Source organism: Staphylococcus sp. FSL W8-1268 (assembly GCF_038003965.1).
Classification (GTDB): domain Bacteria; phylum Bacillota; class Bacilli; order Staphylococcales; family Staphylococcaceae; genus Staphylococcus; species Staphylococcus hominis.
On the sequence record NZ_JBBOQE010000001.1, the window covers coordinates 253,305 to 269,955 of the forward strand.

The following is a 16,651-nucleotide window of genomic DNA, read 5'->3' on the forward strand; positions in this document are numbered from 1 at the left end:
TAATAAAAGCACTTTAGCAGGTCGTTACTTGCTAAAGTGCTTTTTCTGATCACAAAATAAGACGCTCTTCAATTATAGAGAGCGTCTTATCTATGAGCTACATATTATTGTTGATTTTGGTTAGACGTGACATCTTGACCAAAGAAATCGAAGATGTTTTTCGCACTATCCGTGTTATCAATGTTACCACGGAATTTATCAGATCCTGGACCATATGCATAAGTATTTACATCTTCACCAGTGTGACCATATGTTGTCCAACCAGTATGAGATGCATCGTTAATTGGTTTTTGAATTGCATCTTGTAATTGAGTTGTTGCTTCTGCAATTTTTGGATCATCGTCATTTTTAGCTTTATCTTTAACGTCTTTTAATTCTTTCGCTGCATCTTTAACTTTATCTAATTGTTTTTTAGGGAAGTCGACGCCATAACCTTCATTGATCACTGTTTCAGGGTCTTTACCTTTAGCAATTTGTTCAGTCATGTAACTGCCAGAATGTTTCATTTTATGAATAGCATCTGGATTCCATACATAATCTTTGCCTTTAGCGATGGATAAACCACCAGTTGAGTGGTCAGCAGTTGCTACAACTAATGTATCTTTATGATTTTTAGCATAGTCGATAGCGTTTTGGAATGCTTTATCGAAACCGCTCATTTCTGACATGACACCAGTGATATCATTAGGATGACCAGATTTATCAATTGAAGCGCCTTCTACCATTAAGAAGAATCCTTTATCATTTTTTTCTAATTTAGATAATGCACTCTCTTCCATATCCGCTAGTAATGGATTTTGTTGTGGTGCATCAATTTGTAACGGCATATTTTTCTCAGCGAATAAACCTAATACTTGGTCACTTTTTGAGTTAGCTAAGTCAGTCTTATTGGTTACATAGTCGTACCCATCTTTTTGAAATTTCTCAGTTAAATGACCATTTTCTTTACCGAAGTATTTAGAGCCTCCACCTAAGATAACGTCTACTTTATGTTGACCATTAATTTTATCATTATAAAATTGTTGGGCTATTTCATCTTTTTTATCACGATCATCTACATGTGCAGCATAAACAGCTGGTGTTGCATCAGTGACTTCTGCTGTTGTCACTAAACCAGTTGATTTACCTTGTTCTTTAGCATATTCTAATACTGATTTTAAAGGTTTTTTATCATTATCTACAGAGATTGAACCATTGTATGTTTTATGACCTGTAGCGAAAGCTGTGCCACCTGCAGCTGAGTCAGTGACATTTTCTTTAGGATCGTTAGGATTAGTACGGTTAGTCCCTTTTAAATATTTATCAAAAGCAGTTTGATCTAATTCTTTGGTATTAGGATTATCTGCATAATAACGGTAAGCTGAATTATAAGAAGGCCCCATACCATCTCCAACCATAAAAATCACATTTTTAGGATTTTTAGTGTTACCAATTGCCATATAATCGCCATCTTGGCCTTGTTGACCTTGAGCGCCTTGTCCTGCACCAGATGCAAATGACACGTGTGTTGTGCCTAATACTGAAGCAGCTAAAATTGAAGTTGCTACTGTCGTTTTTCCAAATTTATTGATGAAACTCATAATTAAAAAAGCCCCCTAATATGTAAAATATAGATTACTTACATGTTTATATTAAGAAACTTTATTTGATTTGAAGTAAGTATTTAGTAAACTTTAGTTTAAGGTATTGTAAAAAATTATTAACTTATCATATTCTATGATTTAATAAATTAATTTAATATAAAGAATTGAAAATGTATGCTATAATAGTATTAAATAAAATAGTTTAATCTTATTAAGAGTAAGTGGAGGGAATTGGCCCTATGAAACTTCAGCAACTGCGCTTTGCGTGAGGTGCTACATCCAACAGGATTTTCCTGAAAGATAAGAAGATGTCGACAAGCGCTTCTTATTTAAGGAGGGCTATTTTATTTATCCAAATTAAAAAAGGTGGTAAACATATGACAACATTACAAGAACTATTTAAAGAATTAGATAATTGGGAACAGCACAGTCCTAAAAGTTGGGCAGGAAGTATGGGAAGAACAGCAAAAATCAATGATATCCAAAGACAAATTAAAGAAGCAATTACCATAGAAGATATTAGAAAGTATATTTTAAATAAAGAAGATTAAAAGTAAAAGAAGTATAGGAGTGAGATGGTGTATTCAAAATGAATTCGAATCTCGCTCCTTATTTTTTTATGAAACAGTCAATCTCGAACATATTCAATTTAAAGAAAAAGCGTTAAAATAAAGTTAAAGAAATCATGTCATGAATAAATATATAGAGGTGAATCAATAATGATATTCGTAATGTTATCTCCTTTACTGATAATTGTATTTATCGCATTATCTATTATGGAAGAAAGAAAACGTAAGAAAGAAACGAAACATAAAGAAAATAAATTTGAACAAGAAAAAAATAAAATGTCTAATCCTAATGACAATAATGATCATGATGCAAAATAAAGGATGAAAAAAATGAAAGTATTGATTGTCGAAGATGATGTCGTCATTGCAGAAAGTCTAGGAAATGAACTCTCACATTGGAACTACGAGGTGAGTATTGCTAAGCAGTTTGATAATATTCTTGAAGAATTTAAAACTGCAGAACCTGAACTTGTGTTATTAGATATTAATTTACCTACATTTAATGGTTATCATTGGTGCCAAGAGATACGTAAAGTATCTAATGTCCCAATTATTTTCATTAGTTCGCGTACTGACAATATGGATCAAATTATGGCAATTCAAATGGGCGGAGATGACTTTATTGAAAAGCCATTTAATTTGTCACTTACTATAGCGAAAATTCAAGCATTGCTACGTAGAACATATGATTTAACGGTTTCAAATAATGAGATGACTGTTAAAGGGTGTAAACTCGTTGTTGATGAAGCCACACTATACTACAACAATGACTCTGTACAACTTTCGTTTACTGAACTACAAATTTTGAATAAATTATTTCAAAATGAAGGGAAATATGTCAATCGTACAGCAATCATCGAAAAATGTTGGGAATCAGAGAATTTTATTGATGATAATACGTTAGCAGTAAATATGACACGCCTACGTAAAAAGTTGCAATCTATCGGTATTGTTGATTTCATTGAGACAAAGAAAAATGTAGGATATAAGGTATAAATAGTATGTTAAAAGCGTTTATAAAATCGATACGTCATCAAATTATGATAGTAGCTTTATTTTTATTACTTTTCTTGGTGATTTTTTTTCTTTTTAATTTGCCTTTCAATGCCTTCTTTCTAGGTATGGCAATTATTCTTTTCATAATGATTATTTTTTGGTTGATTCAACTTAGTGGATTTCAAGAAGCAGTGTCTTTAAAAGAAGAAGTTGCTGACTTAGAAGATGAATTACAACGTGTAAAAAATGAACAAGCTGCATACCAAGTCAACGTTGAGAACTATTTTTTAACATGGGTGCATCAAATGAAGACACCTATTACCGCTTCAAAACTCCTTCTAGAAAGAAATGAAGATAATGTAGTAAATCGTGTGCGTCAAGAAATTATACAAATTGATAACTATACGAGTCTTGCACTCAGCTATTTAAAATTGATGAATCAAGAAACGGATATGTCCTTTTCAAAAGTGACCATTAACGATCTCGTTAAACCGCTTATTATGAAATATTCGATTCAATTCATCGATCAAAAAACAACTATTCATTACACACGTTGTGAAGATGAAGTACTGACTGATGTTCAATGGTGTACGATCATGATAGAACAAATTCTTAATAATGCTTTGAAATATGCAAGAGGTAAAGATATTTGGATTACGTTTAACAACGAAAATCATGTGCTATCTATACGAGATAACGGTGTAGGAATTAGTAAAGCCGATCTTCCCAAAATTTTCGATAAAGGGTACTCAGGCTATAACGGAAGACTTCATCAACATTCAAGTGGCATCGGATTATTTATTGTTAAACATATATCGGCACATTTACATCATAAAGTAGAAGTATCTTCAACGCTCCATGAAGGAACTACATTTGACATACATTTCCCAGAAAATAATTAAACTTTCAATAATGTAAGGATAGCTAGTAACATTTTTAAGAAATGATTAATGTTACTGGTTTCTTTTTGTTTTATGATAGAAGTAAGTGATAAATTAAAGAGTTTAATAAAAAGAAAGGAAGCATGGATATCATGTTGTTAGACGTGAATAATGTAAAAAAAATATTTGGAAGAGGCCTGAATGCTACTACCGCATTAAATGGCATTTCATTTAATGTGGATAGGGGTGAATTTGTAGCGATTATGGGTGAATCTGGATCTGGGAAGTCCACTTTACTTAATTTAATTGCAACTTATGATAAAGCTACTGAAGGTACGATAACGATTGACGCGCAAAATATCCGTCAATTGCGTAATAAAGAAATCGCTTATTTCCGTCGAGACCATTTAGGTTTTGTTTTTCAGGATTTTAACATTTTACCGACGATGACAAATAAAGATAATATCTTAATGCCACTTGTACTTGCGAATCGCTCACATCAAACGATGCGTCATCGTCTTTATCGCTTAAGTTATCAGTTACATATTGAACCACTTCTTAATAAATATCCTTTTGAAATATCAGGAGGCGAACAACAACGCGTGGCTATCTGTCGAGCACTGATTAATGAACCAGATTTGTTACTTGCAGATGAGCCTACAGGTGCACTTGATTCCAAAACTTCTAAAACGATTATGGAACTATTTAGAGACATTAATAAAAATAAGCAAACCATTTTAATGGTGACACATTCGGCTGTGGATGCTTCCTATGCCAAACGTATTTTATTCATTAAAGATGGCCGTTTATATCATGAAATTTATCGTGGGGAGGAACTACAATCAGAGTTTCAAAAACGTATTGCTGATAGTTTAGCAATGCTTCACGAAAGTGGTGATTAAAATGATTTTTCGCTTGGTTTGGACGTTAGTCATTCAGAATTTTAAGACACAGCGTCATATTATAATTCCATTTATTCTAGTAATCAGTATATTATTTGGTATTGAATTTATTTTATTATCCTTAAACATGAATACTTCGCTTCATAAGCATAGTGATGTTATTCCAGTTTTTATTAGTATAGGAAATTTTTTTATGTGTCTATTTGGACTCCTTTTTATTCTTTATGCTAATCGTTTTATTATGCGACATCGTCAAAAAGAGCTGGCCATGAATATGATTTTGGGTATGGAAAAAAAGCATTTTAGGTTAATGCTGTTTATAGAAGGAATATATCAATATATTATCATTGGGTGTCTAAGTATTATAGGTGGTTATTTATTTGGTGCATTAACTTATATGTCGTTAAATAGAATATTAGGTTATACGCATGTATCTTTAAAAAAATATCCATTTGATATAAGTGCAATGAAATACACCTTGTTGATGTTAGCAATAATGATGCTATTTTTATTTATTGTCAACAATATAAAAATCACTTTTCAAAGTCCTATTAAGTTAATACAACAACAACATCCAACGGAAAAACAATGGTCCAAACCTTTACTCTATATCTTATTGATTGTTGGGATCATAACTGTTGTTGACAGTTATATGATTGCCTTAAAAGATACACTCATTTTGGTTTCACTACGTAATATTTTTATTGCCCTTATTTTAGTGACAATAGGAACGTATTGCTTATTTATATCATTGAGTGTCTTAGTGATAGATTGGCTTCAAAAGATTCCAAGTATTTATTATCGACCTAAATATTTTTTTACTATTTCTGGATTACGTTCAAGAATGAATTCTAATTCTATTGGTTTGGCTAGTTTAACCATGCTATGTACTTTTCTTATTGTGACTCTAGGCATGAGCGTCGCTACATATCGTAGTGTAGACCAACGTGCGAATCATTTAATGCCAACACAATATCGTATTGAATTGAGTGGAGATGTGCATCATAGTACTACGAGCAAACACAAAGTACGTCAGCTAGAAAATGAGATTAAGAGACATACTGATATTGATGCTTTCAGAGAATATACAAGTGGAAGTGTTGCAGTCACTTATAAGAAGGGTTCATTTGTAAAGCGAGATAATGAAAACAGTCCATTGGATTTAAATAGTATATATTTAATTGTAATGAATCAGAAAGATTACAATACAATCAATCATACGCACCTGCGACTTAAACATAATGAAATGGGAATATTAGCGAATCATTTCATGTTTCAAAAATTAGACCATATCAAATTAATGAATCAAACATTTAAAACAAATCAGTTAAAAGGAGATCATTTTTCATTTCCAGTTCCAGGTGGGGTCACACTTGTTACTCATAATGTAAATCAACAACGTCAATTGATTCATTATTATCAAACAACAGCAAATATTAACTCATACATTGCTTTTAATCTTAAAACAAAAGATACACAGTCCATAGATCATATTAAGTCTAAATTGATGAAACAATATGATATTCAAATTGATAATAAAGATGAATTAAATAAGGATATGTTTGATATTTATGGTGGTCTCATTTTTGTTGGAACTATTGTTTCTTTAGTCTTAATGATTGGTACATTTACGATGATGTATTACAAAAATATTGCTGAGGGATATGAAGATCGGAAAAACTATCGAATTATGCGTCAAGTAGGTTTAGAAGAAGAACGGATTAGATCTGTTATTCATGACCAAGTAGTTATTATTTTTACTTTACCTATTATAGTATCTATGATACATGTACTATGTGCTTCTAAAATGATTTATACTTTGCTTGGTATTTTAGATGTTAATGATATAAAATTATTTTTAACAACTTATATTGGTGTCTTAGTGTTCGTAATGATAATCTATGCTTTGATGTATGTAATGACGTCTCGTGTATATTATCGTCTCATTCATCGTTGATATATTAGTAAAAAGAAATCCTCATTCTTATATATAAATGAGTGTAAGACTTTAGACAGTAGGGTATAAGGATAAAAAAGGAGGCGGAATAATGGCGAAACAATATGATGATGCAACAATTAGAAATAGTAACAATAACATTAAACGTACTGGGGAACACGTTCTTACTTGGATAGGTGTTGCGATTCAAGCATTAGTTGCAATTATGTTTTTAATGATTAAACCATTTATTGGTAATGCTGATTTTAAAGAACAAATTATTAACGAAACACAAAAGCAAGGCAATGAGGTTTCTATAACAGAAATAAATAATGGTATGGATGCATTAGGTGGTTTATTTAATTTCTTTACATGGGGCGCGTTCATTCCATTAATTCTTGCAATTATTGGTGGTATTTTAATTAATAAAAAACCTAAACTTGCAGGTATCTTATTAATTATTGCAGGTATTTTAGCGATTGCTACAAACTGGATTAGTTTAATTTTATGGTTAATTGCTGGTATTATGTTACTTGTTCGTAAACCTAAGTATGACGTGTATGGCAATGGCGGTTATAATGATCATTACAAAAGAGACCATCATGATGTAAATGCAAATAATAATGCATTCATTTTGAATGAAGAAGAAGAAAAACAGCAACAACGTTATATTAAAGATCATTATTCAAATAAAGATCAAGCAGCGGACAATAATAATGAAAGAGAGCACGATACACACGTAAATGATTCAAAGGATGACGACTATCGTGATCAACGTTATTCAAATCATAAAACGAATAAACGAAGTAATGATTTTATTCAAGATGAAGCAAGAAAGCTTCAAGAAGAAAAAGATAACGATCCATACAAATATTAATAATATGATATATAAAAGCGATGGTATTCCTAAGTTAATACCATCGCTTTTTACGTTAATTTCTACTATATGGTTTGGATAAAATATATTAGACATTAAATTAAATCTAAGTGTTCTCTTAGTGTAGAACCTTTATACTGATGTCGATATAAGCCACGACGTTGTAATTCAGGTACAATGAGTGTAACTACGTCGTTTAAACTATCTGGTAAAGAAGGTGGCATTAAGTTAAATCCATCTGCAACACCTGCATTAAACCAGCGTTCCATTTCATCTACAATTTCTTTTGGCGTACCTATGAGTGTCAGATGTCCACCACCCGCATTAAGGTAACTTAGCAGTTCTCTTACAGTAGGTTGCTTATCTTGAATAATTTCTAAGATGGTTTCATATCGACCGACGGGACCGTTAAACTCTTCTAAGGAAGGTAGTTTAGGCACAGGAGCATCTAATTCCCACTGACTACAGTCTTGTTGAATGAAAAAACTGAGTTGCTTTAAAGCGGCTTTGATAGGAAGTCGTTGATCAAGTTCTGCTTTCTTTTTCAATGCTTCTTCATGTGTATGACCCACATAAGTGACTAGTCCAGGAAACACTTTAATATAACGCTGATGGTCACGTTGTGCCATTTCACTATCTAAGCGCTCGCGATACCGTTTTGCTTGCTTCATATTCCAAGAAACGGAATATACTGCATCTGCATATTTTGTAGCTAATGCAATACCTTGTTTAGAGGCACCTGCTTGCATCGCCACAGGTTTTCCCTGAATGCTACTTGGTGTTGTCAATGGTCCATGAACTTGAAAATATTTGCCATTGTGGTGAAGCGGTTTGATGTTGCGATTGATCATTGTATGGTGATGCCGGTTGGGTTTGAAATCTTCAGTATGCCAAGAATCAAACAATCCATTCATGACTTGAGCAAACTCTTCAGCCTTCTTATAGCGTTCATCATGATTAGGTAGATGATCCATGCTGTGATTTTGAGCTTCGGCATCTGTCATGGAAGTGACTAAATTCCATCCCACTCGTCCACCACTAATATGATCTAAACTAAGTAACTGACGTGCTGCAGTGAATGGATTAGAAAATGTACTTGAAATCGTAGGAACTAATCCAATATGTTGTGTGACTTGAGATATAGCAGTTAAGTTAATCAGTGGATCAAACCAAAAACTTGGCATCGACGTATAGCTAGGGATAAAAGACTGGTTATCTGCGAAAAAAACTACCTCTAACAGTCCTTTTTCAGATAACTGGGCTAATTCTTGATAGTAATGAATATCACCGAGACGTTCAATACTTGAATTGGGAAGTTGCCAAGCAGCTTGATGATGACCACATCCATAGATTAATACACCGAGATGAAGTTGATGTTGATGAGTCAATTTAATTTCTCACTCCAATGTTCATTTTATTTCTATTCTAAGCTAAGGAAGACCAGACCTATATTAATTCATGGTTAAACCACCATCGACAGTAATATTTTGACCAGTCATACCATCTGCAGCTTCGCTACTTAAATAAGCAACCATATTAGCAACATCTTGTGGGGTAGTCACCTTACGTAATGGAGTCGTCTGTGCAATTAAATCAAAAACATCTGGTGTAGTGACAGCACTAGCATCAGTTGTTTTAAGCAATCCTCCTGACACTACATTAGCAGTAATACCATATTGCCCTAATTCGGCTGCAACATTACGCGTGAATCCAATCAACCCAGCTTTAGCTGTTGTGTATTCATGATATGGGACAACGGGATGTTGATACAAATTTGTGCCAATGCTTACAATGGCACCAGAACCACGCTCTATAAATTGTGGAATGACACTTTGAGTAACATTAAAAGCGCCTTTTAGGGTACCGTCAATTTGTTGTTGGTAGTCTTCCCATGCTAAGTCTTTAAAGGCCTTTTGCGCATTAGGATCGAATTTAAAATTAACTAATGCGTTATTGACCACAACGTCAATTTTTCCAAAATGATGTGTTGCCTCATTAACTAAACGATCAACTTCATCACGTTGTGTGACATCTGCTTGAATTGCGATAGCTTTGTCACCAAGCTCCTTTGCAAGTGCCTCAGCCGCTTCACGACTTTGATTGTAATTAATGATCACTTCAAATCCTTGTGTAGCTAATGTTTTCACAATGACCGCACCTAAACCACGGCTACTTCCAGTTACTAATACTGTTCTCGTCATAAATATCGTGCCTCCATTTACTTCATTTACAGCAAAAAAATATGCAACCTTCGCGTTAGGAAAGTTGCATTAAAATAGATCTATCATTATTGAGAACAGTTTGACACATCTCAACAGGTCATCTTATTTTATACGACACTTTCCTACGCTAGTATAAGCTAGTTCAGGTTCAAAGGGTTTGAGGTTACACCTCATCTCAGTTTTAAAACACCCCTAGTGCATATGATTTAACTATAGTTTCACTTTATGACTTCTATTATGAGAAGTCAAGCGCTTCCATTAAAGAATATATTGATTACTTTTTTATTTGAATATAAAAATAAAAATTTATATAATTTATTTTTATAATAATTTTCAATTATATGATTGAAAATCAGATATACCGTGGTTAAAATAGAAGTTACACTAAATAGGTGCTTTATAGGATAAGTAATAAACAGTTTAACGTTGAATGAAGATTTAACGTTTTTATTTTTTACAAATAAAATATTGAGGAGAGCGACACGTATTATGAATTGGCTAGCAATTATTTTATTTTTAGCCGTTGTTATGGGGGTCAGTCTTTATGCGTTTTGGCGTTCAAGAAAAATAAAGACTGATAGTGCAGATGGCTATTTTATGGGAGGCAATAGTTTAACAGGATTTACGATTGCCTCAACGATTATTATGACTAATCTATCTACAGAACAAATTGTAGGACAGAATGGTCAAAGTTATGGTAAGGGTATGGAAGTGATGGCTTGGGAAGTCACAGCTGCTGTAGCAGTTGTCTTACTTGCATGGATATTCTTACCAAAATATTTAAGGTACGGTGTGGATACCATTTCTGAATTACTTGAAATGCGTTATGGTACCTTTACTAAACGTTTCGTTTCTATATTATTTATTTTCACTTATGTTGTATCATTTTTACCAGTTGTCTTATACTCTGGTTCATTAGTATTTAATAAAATGTTTAATATTGGAAAATACTTAGGAGTAAGTGATGCAACAGCAACGATTATTATTGCATTTGTCATTGGTGCAGTAGGTGTTATCTATTTATTCATTGGTGGTTTATCACTGAGTGCATTTAGTGATTCAATCTATGGTGTTGGATTAATTATAGGTGGTTTGATTATTACAATTTTAGGTTTACATCATTTAGGTGATGGGAATTTTGTAAAAGGATTCGACCACATGATCCAACGTACGCCTGAAAAACTAAACGCTTTTGGAGCCATTGATTCAGATGTTGTTCCATGGCCAACATTATTCTTTGGTATGTTCTTTAATAATTTATTCTTTTGGTGTGCGAACCAAATGATTGTACAAAAAGCCTTAGCTGGTAAGAATTTAAAAGAAGCACAAAAAGGTGCGATATATTTAAGTTTATTCAAGGTATTTGGTCCTATTTTTACAGTGATTCCTGGTGTTATTGCATATAATTATTTCAATGGGGGTATAACATCTAATGATAATGCTTATCCTGCATTGATTCAGGCGATTTTACCTGATTGGGGCTATGGTCTATTCGGAGCAGTTATTTTTGGAGCCATATTAAGTTCATTTGTTGGATCATTAAACAGTACAACAACACTCTTTACTTTAGACTTTTATAAACCTATTTTTGGTAAGCGTGCTTCAGATCAACATATTGCACGTGTCGGTCATATCGCGACAGTTGTGATTGGCATTATTGTAGTAGGTATATCTCCACTTATTGCCCTTTTCCCAAGTGGATTATATGCGATTGTGCAACAGTTCAATGGTGTATATAGTATGCCAGTACTTGCATTGGTCTTAGTTGCATTTTATTCTAAGCACACATCTAAACTAGGCGCTAAAGTAGCTTTAGTTACACACATTGTGTTATATGCTGCAATTAGTTTTATGGTGCCACAATTAAATTATCTATATACTTTTAGTTTTATGTTCTTTATTGATTTAGCTATTATACTTGTCTTTAATAAATTTAAACCTTCCAATACGTTTGACTTAAATACTAATCAAGCTAAAGTGGATCTTACACCTTGGAAATATCGTTATGTTACAGGCGGTATTGTTCTAGGTTTAGTAGTACTTGCTTACATTATCTTTTCACCACTTGTACTTGCTAAATAATTATTTATAAATAGGTGTACGTTTGAAAAGAGTAGACTTTTTCAACGTACACCTTACTTTTTATATTTATAAAGAAAGGAGGATAACACAATGCACAAAATTGGTTTGATACCTTCACCGGGTGTGTCTCGTAAACACGTAGAAGCTGTTATTCCAGATATAAAAGAACAGCTGAATCAACGTGTGAATGATCAACAAGAATGGGTATTTCAACTACACGTTGATTTAATGATTGGCTCAGCTGAAGATGTACATGAAAGTATTGATAAAGCGGCAAAAATGAAAGATCAACATGATTGGGATTTTGTTGTATGTATTACAGATTTACCAAGTATTTCTGGAAATAAAGTAGTGATTAGTGATTTTAATAATGATAAACAAGTAGCGATGCTATCTTTACCTTCATTAGGTTGGATAGACCTACGACGAAAATTAAGAGATAGTTTAACTTCTATTATTGAACAATTGTATTATTCAACTTCAAGAGTGGCTCCCAAGATTCATCCTCTTATACATCCTAAAGCAGTAGAACCAAATGAAGATGAAACGCCAAAGCAACGTTATATTCATCGATGGTTTATTCTCAGTTGGATCCAACTTATTTTAGGGTTAACACGGGCAAATGAACCATGGAAAAATATTTTTAATTTCAAAAAGATTATTTCAGTTGCTTTTGCAACTGGGACTTATGTATCAATTTTCTCCATGCCTTGGGAACTGAGTATACAGTACTCCATAGTACGATTTATTATACTTATGCTTATTGCTATCCTAGGTATGACAGGCTGGTTACTCTATGCACATCAATTGATTGAACGTAAAACAACTAAATCACAGCGTGTGTATCGCTATATTTATAATTTTACTACCATATTCACATTATTCATTATTACACTTTTAAATTATATTATTTTATATCTTTTATTAGCGATAAGTGTATCATTGTTTGTTCCACCAAGCTTATTTAATCAATGGACTAGCGCACATCCTCATTTTACATTTATAAATTATGTAAAATTAGTATGGTTTGTATCTTCACTAGGTTTACTTGCTGGGGCAATGGGGTCTACTGTAGAGAATGAAGAAAAAATCCGTCAGATTACTTATTCGTATCGACAGTATCATCGTTATAAAGAAGCAGAACAAGAGAAGAAAGAAAAAGAACAAGCTCAATCATCTTCCCATGATGCATCAAATCAACAAGTTGAAGAAAGTGCATCCAATAAACAAAATAATGATAATCAACAAGATGAACATAAAAAACAAGATCATAGAGAGGAGGAGACAACATGAGTGAAGAAAAAATAATTGGTCTCGTTGTGGCGCCAGGAGTGACAGAGAAATTAGCCCAAAGTTTAATTAATGACATCCCCAATATATTATCAGAACAAGATAATCACCAACGTGACTGGAAAGTTGATCTCGTGGTGGATCCTCTTACTGGTTTTGCGGAAAGTGTGGAAGAAATATTCAAAAAGATTCAAGATTATCATAATAAAAGAGAATGGGATTATGTTATAGGAATTACAGACTTACCTATGTTCTATCATCAAAATGTACTTGCTTTAGATATTAATAAAAAAAATGGCGCTGCAATATTTTCGTATCCTGCTTTTGGATGGCGTCCTGTAAAGAATCGTTTTAAACATGCTATCGTAACCATTATTAATGAACTTCATTATTCTGAAAGAGAGCATGTGGGTTATGATGACAATAATAGGGTTAAGAAAGAAATCAATAAACAATTTCCTTTTTCACGTATTGAGAAAACAGAAGTACATTTAAAAGAAACAGGAAATAATCATTTAAGATATTTATCAAATTCACGTAGTCTTGGAATGATACGACTTGTCAGTGGGATGACCTTTGCGAATAACCCACTGAATATGATGGCAAGTTTAAGTAATATTGTAGCGATTGCTTTTACGACAGGCGCATTCGGATTGATTTTTTCAACCATGTGGAATATGGGGCTTGATTTTTCTGTATGGCGATTATTTGGAATTTCCGTCATGGCAATTTTAGGTATGCTCGTTTGGATAATGGTCTCCCATGGTCTATGGGAATCTACAAAAAAAGCTAAGCATAAAAGAATTGTAATGTTATATAATTTAACAACGATCATGACTTTATTGATAGCCATTGTGATATATTATATGATTTTATATTTATTATTCTTAATTGCAGAGCTTGTTTTATTACCTCCAGGATTCTTAGGACAACAAGTAGGTTTAAAAGGACCAGCCAGTGTCCAACTTTATTTAAGTATTCCTTGGTTTGCAACCTCAATATCTACTGTTGCAGGAGCAATAGGCGCAGGTTTGCTTAATGATCAATTAATTAAAGAAAGCACATATGGTTACCGTCAAAAAGTACGTTATGAAAAGAATAACTAGTTAGTAATAATGAAGTGAGAAACTCTTCATTATTATTTTTTTAATATAATATAATAAGTTTATATAAAACGTCTTTAAAGTCATTTAAAATAATGAATAAATATAAGTGTGAATGGATATATAGTTTTCCAAGTATAACTAAAAGGAAGTTAAAAGATAGTCGGAAAATATAAAATTCATATAGAGTGTATAGATTATGAATTAATTAATTATAAAGATTTAGTAGTTAATTATAATCCTAGTTTTAAAGAAAAGGTAGTAATTACAGATGGAGTTGATTCAAATAATGAAAAAATAATAAAGTAGGTACTTATTTAAATAGGAATAAAATAAAACTTATATTTGTAGTTCGAGAAAATTAATTAAAAAAAGGTGCGATTCCTTAATAGGAATTCGCACCTTTTTATTAAAATTATTTTTCTTCTTTTCTTCTATTAAATCCAACTAATACTGCACCAGCAGCTAAAGCTAAACCGCCTAATAAACCAGAATTAACATTTGATTCACTACCAGTTTCAGGTAATTCTTTATTATCAACAACATCTTGAGAAGTAGTAAAATTATTATTATGAGTAGTTGTTTGAGTCAGGTCTTCAGTATTAGTTACAGGGTGATTAACTAATAATTCTTGACCCGGAACGATGTAATTTGAATCTACAAGGCCATTATCTTTAACAATTTGTTCTACAGTAGTGTTATGTGCATTAGCAATTTTAGCTACAGTATCTCCAGGAACAACAGTATGAGTAGTTGTTTCATCTGTAGTATTGTCTACATAGTCAGCACCATTTTTACCTTCATCATCTTGTTCATCTTTTTGACCGAAGAAGCCATCAGGAGTAGCTGGTTTAGTAGTATCTACATAGTCGGCACCATTTTTACCTTCATCATCTTGTTCATCTTTTTGACCGAAGAAGTCACCAGGAGTAGCTGGTTTAGTAGTATCTACATAGTCAGCACCATTTTTACCTTCATCATCTTGTTCATCTTTTTGACCGAAGAAGTCATCAGGAGTAGCTGGTTTAGTAGTATCTACATAGTCAGCACCATTTTTACCTTCATCATCTTGTTCATCTTTTTGACCGAAGAAGTCACCAGGAGTAGCTGGTTTAGTAGTATCTACATAGTCAGCACCATTTTTACCTTCATCATCTTGTTCATCTTTTTGACCGAAGAAGTCACCAGGAGTAGCTGGTTTAGTGGTATCTACATAGTCAGCACCATTTTTACCTTCATCATCTTGTTCATCTTTTTGACCGAAGAAGTCACCAGGAGTAGCTGGTTTAGAAGTATCTACATAGTCAGCACCTTCTTCAACTACATCAGCTTTAAGGAAGAAATCTTCAGAAGTAGCTTCTTTAGAAGTATCTACATAGTCAGCACCTTCTTCAACTACATCAGTTTTAGGGAAGAAATCTTCAGAAGTAGCTTCTTTAGAAGTATCTACATAGTCAGCACCTTCTTCAACTACATTAGCTTTAGGGAAGAAGTCTTCAGAAGTAGCAGGTTGATCAGTGTTAGCATTAGTAGCACCTTCTTCAACTACATCAGCTTTAGGGAAGAAATCTTCAGAAGTAGCAGGTTGATCAGTGTTAGCATTAGTAGCACCTTCTTCAACTACATCAGCTTTAGGGAAGAAATCTTCAGAAGTAGCAGGTTGATCAGTGTTAGCGTTAGTAGCACCTTCTTCAACTACATTAGCTTTAGGGAAGAAGTCTTCAGAAGTAGCAGGTTGATCAGTGTTAGCGTTAGTAGCACCTTCTTCAACTACATCAGCTTTAGGGAAGAAATCTTCAGAAGTAGCAGGTTGATCAGTGTTAGCGTTAGTAGCACCTTCTTCAACTACATCAGCTTTAGGGAAGAAATCTTCAGAAGTAGCAGGTTGATCAGTGTTAGCATTAGTAGCACCTTCTTCAACTACAGATGCATTGTGAGAATTTAATAATTCAGTAGTAGCTTCAGTGTTAGTATCAGCATTTGTATTATATTCTGCGGCATCCGCATCGTGACCAGCAGATACGAATAATAATCCCCCAATTGCTACTGAAGCAATACCGACACTTAATTTTCTAATTGAAAATAATGTTTTTTTATTCATAAAATACGCTCCCTTAATTAAAATATTTAAATTATTTAATTAGTAACTAATTCTATGCAAAATGATTATAAATTGTAAAAAAATAAAAACAACTAGAACTTACGATGAA

Annotated in this window: 14 protein-coding genes and 2 riboswitches; of the genes, 10 read left to right on the plus strand and 4 right to left on the minus strand. The window is 32.9% G+C overall.

Translation table 11 applies throughout. From position 1 onward, the window contains the following. Positions 1 to 104: 104 nt before the first annotated feature. A complete protein-coding gene (locus tag NST64_RS01250; RefSeq protein WP_049417981.1) occupies positions 105 to 1,580 on the minus strand; it encodes an alkaline phosphatase in 1,476 nt (491 codons plus the stop codon). A gap of 208 nt (positions 1,581 to 1,788) precedes the next feature. Next, a riboswitch (SAM riboswitch) is annotated at positions 1,789 to 1,890 on the plus strand. Between the two features lie 70 nt (positions 1,891 to 1,960). On the opposite strand from NST64_RS01250, the gene NST64_RS01255 reads away from it, so the two are divergent. The 7 genes from NST64_RS01255 (at position 1,961) to NST64_RS01285 (ending at position 7,744) form a co-directional block, all read left to right on the plus strand. Continuing rightward, positions 1,961 to 2,134 carry a hypothetical protein gene (locus NST64_RS01255; RefSeq protein ID WP_179108710.1) on the plus strand — a complete coding sequence of 58 codons (174 nt, stop codon included), beginning with the start codon at positions 1,961 to 1,963 and terminating at the stop codon, positions 2,132 to 2,134. Between the two features lie 168 nt (positions 2,135 to 2,302). Next, positions 2,303 to 2,470 carry a hypothetical protein gene (locus NST64_RS01260; RefSeq protein WP_002454770.1) on the plus strand — a complete coding sequence of 56 codons (168 nt, stop codon included), beginning with the start codon at positions 2,303 to 2,305 and terminating at the stop codon, positions 2,468 to 2,470. 12 nt (positions 2,471 to 2,482) lie between these two features. Next, positions 2,483 to 3,148, plus strand: a complete 666-nt coding sequence (locus tag NST64_RS01265; RefSeq protein ID WP_002454771.1) for a response regulator transcription factor — start codon at positions 2,483 to 2,485, stop codon at positions 3,146 to 3,148. A 5-nt stretch (positions 3,149 to 3,153) separates the two neighbouring features. After that, the gene (locus NST64_RS01270) at positions 3,154 to 4,050 is read left to right on the plus strand and encodes a sensor histidine kinase (RefSeq protein ID WP_049417980.1); all 897 of its coding nucleotides are present in this window, start codon (positions 3,154 to 3,156) and stop codon (positions 4,048 to 4,050) included. A 131-nt stretch (positions 4,051 to 4,181) separates the two neighbouring features. Further along, positions 4,182 to 4,931 carry an ABC transporter ATP-binding protein gene (locus tag NST64_RS01275; RefSeq protein WP_049417978.1) on the plus strand — a complete coding sequence of 250 codons (750 nt, stop codon included), beginning with the start codon at positions 4,182 to 4,184 and terminating at the stop codon, positions 4,929 to 4,931. Position 4,932: 1 nt separating this feature from the next. Then, positions 4,933 to 6,888, plus strand: coding sequence for an FtsX-like permease family protein (locus tag NST64_RS01280; RefSeq protein WP_049417976.1), 1,956 nt, complete (start codon positions 4,933 to 4,935; stop codon positions 6,886 to 6,888). A 91-nt stretch (positions 6,889 to 6,979) separates the two neighbouring features. Next, positions 6,980 to 7,744: a DUF4064 domain-containing protein gene (locus NST64_RS01285; protein ID WP_049417974.1), complete on the plus strand. Its 765-nt coding sequence runs from the start codon at positions 6,980 to 6,982 to the stop codon at positions 7,742 to 7,744. 95 nt (positions 7,745 to 7,839) lie between these two features. Here NST64_RS01285 and NST64_RS01290 read toward each other — a convergent pair whose 3' ends face one another. Together NST64_RS01290 and NST64_RS01295 are read right to left on the minus strand one after the other, a co-directional pair. Beyond that, positions 7,840 to 9,132 (minus strand): LLM class flavin-dependent oxidoreductase, encoded by a 1,293-nt coding sequence (locus NST64_RS01290; RefSeq protein WP_340731019.1) that lies wholly within the window; start codon positions 9,130 to 9,132, stop codon positions 7,840 to 7,842. Between the two features lie 63 nt (positions 9,133 to 9,195). Then, a complete protein-coding gene (locus NST64_RS01295) occupies positions 9,196 to 9,945 on the minus strand; it encodes a 3-oxoacyl-ACP reductase (protein ID WP_049417970.1) in 750 nt (249 codons plus the stop codon). Between the two features lie 123 nt (positions 9,946 to 10,068). Beyond that, positions 10,069 to 10,170, minus strand: a riboswitch (TPP riboswitch). Between the two features lie 285 nt (positions 10,171 to 10,455). Between NST64_RS01295 and NST64_RS01300 the strand changes: the two genes are divergently transcribed. From NST64_RS01300 to NST64_RS01310, 3 genes are all read left to right on the plus strand, one after another. Next, positions 10,456 to 12,048 carry a solute:sodium symporter family transporter gene (locus NST64_RS01300; RefSeq protein WP_002454778.1) on the plus strand — a complete coding sequence of 531 codons (1,593 nt, stop codon included), beginning with the start codon at positions 10,456 to 10,458 and terminating at the stop codon, positions 12,046 to 12,048. A gap of 90 nt (positions 12,049 to 12,138) precedes the next feature. Then, positions 12,139 to 13,341 carry a 5,10-methylene-tetrahydrofolate dehydrogenase gene (locus NST64_RS01305; protein ID WP_002488245.1) on the plus strand — a complete coding sequence of 401 codons (1,203 nt, stop codon included), beginning with the start codon at positions 12,139 to 12,141 and terminating at the stop codon, positions 13,339 to 13,341. Beyond that, a complete protein-coding gene (locus tag NST64_RS01310) occupies positions 13,338 to 14,444 on the plus strand; it encodes a hypothetical protein (protein WP_049417968.1) in 1,107 nt (368 codons plus the stop codon). The genes NST64_RS01305 and NST64_RS01310 overlap by 4 nt, the downstream gene beginning before the upstream one ends. A gap of 412 nt (positions 14,445 to 14,856) precedes the next feature. On the opposite strand, the gene NST64_RS01315 is transcribed toward NST64_RS01310, so the two are convergent. Then, complete coding sequence (locus tag NST64_RS01315; RefSeq protein WP_340731020.1) at positions 14,857 to 16,542, minus strand: LysM peptidoglycan-binding domain-containing protein; 1,686 nt, start codon at positions 16,540 to 16,542, stop codon at positions 14,857 to 14,859. Positions 16,543 to 16,651 lie beyond the last annotated feature (109 nt).

Coding starts and splice junctions, on each gene's coding strand:
- NST64_RS01285 (WP_049417974.1), top strand. CDS start 6,980: ATGGCGAAACAATATGATGATGCAACAATTAGAAATAGTAACAATAAC.
- NST64_RS01250 (WP_049417981.1), bottom strand. CDS start 1,580: ATGAGTTTCATCAATAAATTTGGAAAAACGACAGTAGCAACTTCAATT.
- NST64_RS01310 (WP_049417968.1), top strand. CDS start 13,338: ATGAGTGAAGAAAAAATAATTGGTCTCGTTGTGGCGCCAGGAGTGACA.
- NST64_RS01270 (WP_049417980.1), top strand. CDS start 3,154: ATGTTAAAAGCGTTTATAAAATCGATACGTCATCAAATTATGATAGTA.
- NST64_RS01295 (WP_049417970.1), bottom strand. CDS start 9,945: ATGACGAGAACAGTATTAGTAACTGGAAGTAGCCGTGGTTTAGGTGCG.
- NST64_RS01300 (WP_002454778.1), top strand. CDS start 10,456: ATGAATTGGCTAGCAATTATTTTATTTTTAGCCGTTGTTATGGGGGTC.
- NST64_RS01255 (WP_179108710.1), top strand. CDS start 1,961: ATGACAACATTACAAGAACTATTTAAAGAATTAGATAATTGGGAACAG.
- NST64_RS01260 (WP_002454770.1), top strand. CDS start 2,303: ATGATATTCGTAATGTTATCTCCTTTACTGATAATTGTATTTATCGCA.
- NST64_RS01305 (WP_002488245.1), top strand. CDS start 12,139: ATGCACAAAATTGGTTTGATACCTTCACCGGGTGTGTCTCGTAAACAC.
- NST64_RS01315 (WP_340731020.1), bottom strand. CDS start 16,542: ATGAATAAAAAAACATTATTTTCAATTAGAAAATTAAGTGTCGGTATT.
- NST64_RS01265 (WP_002454771.1), top strand. CDS start 2,483: ATGAAAGTATTGATTGTCGAAGATGATGTCGTCATTGCAGAAAGTCTA.
- NST64_RS01280 (WP_049417976.1), top strand. CDS start 4,933: ATGATTTTTCGCTTGGTTTGGACGTTAGTCATTCAGAATTTTAAGACA.
- NST64_RS01275 (WP_049417978.1), top strand. CDS start 4,182: ATGTTGTTAGACGTGAATAATGTAAAAAAAATATTTGGAAGAGGCCTG.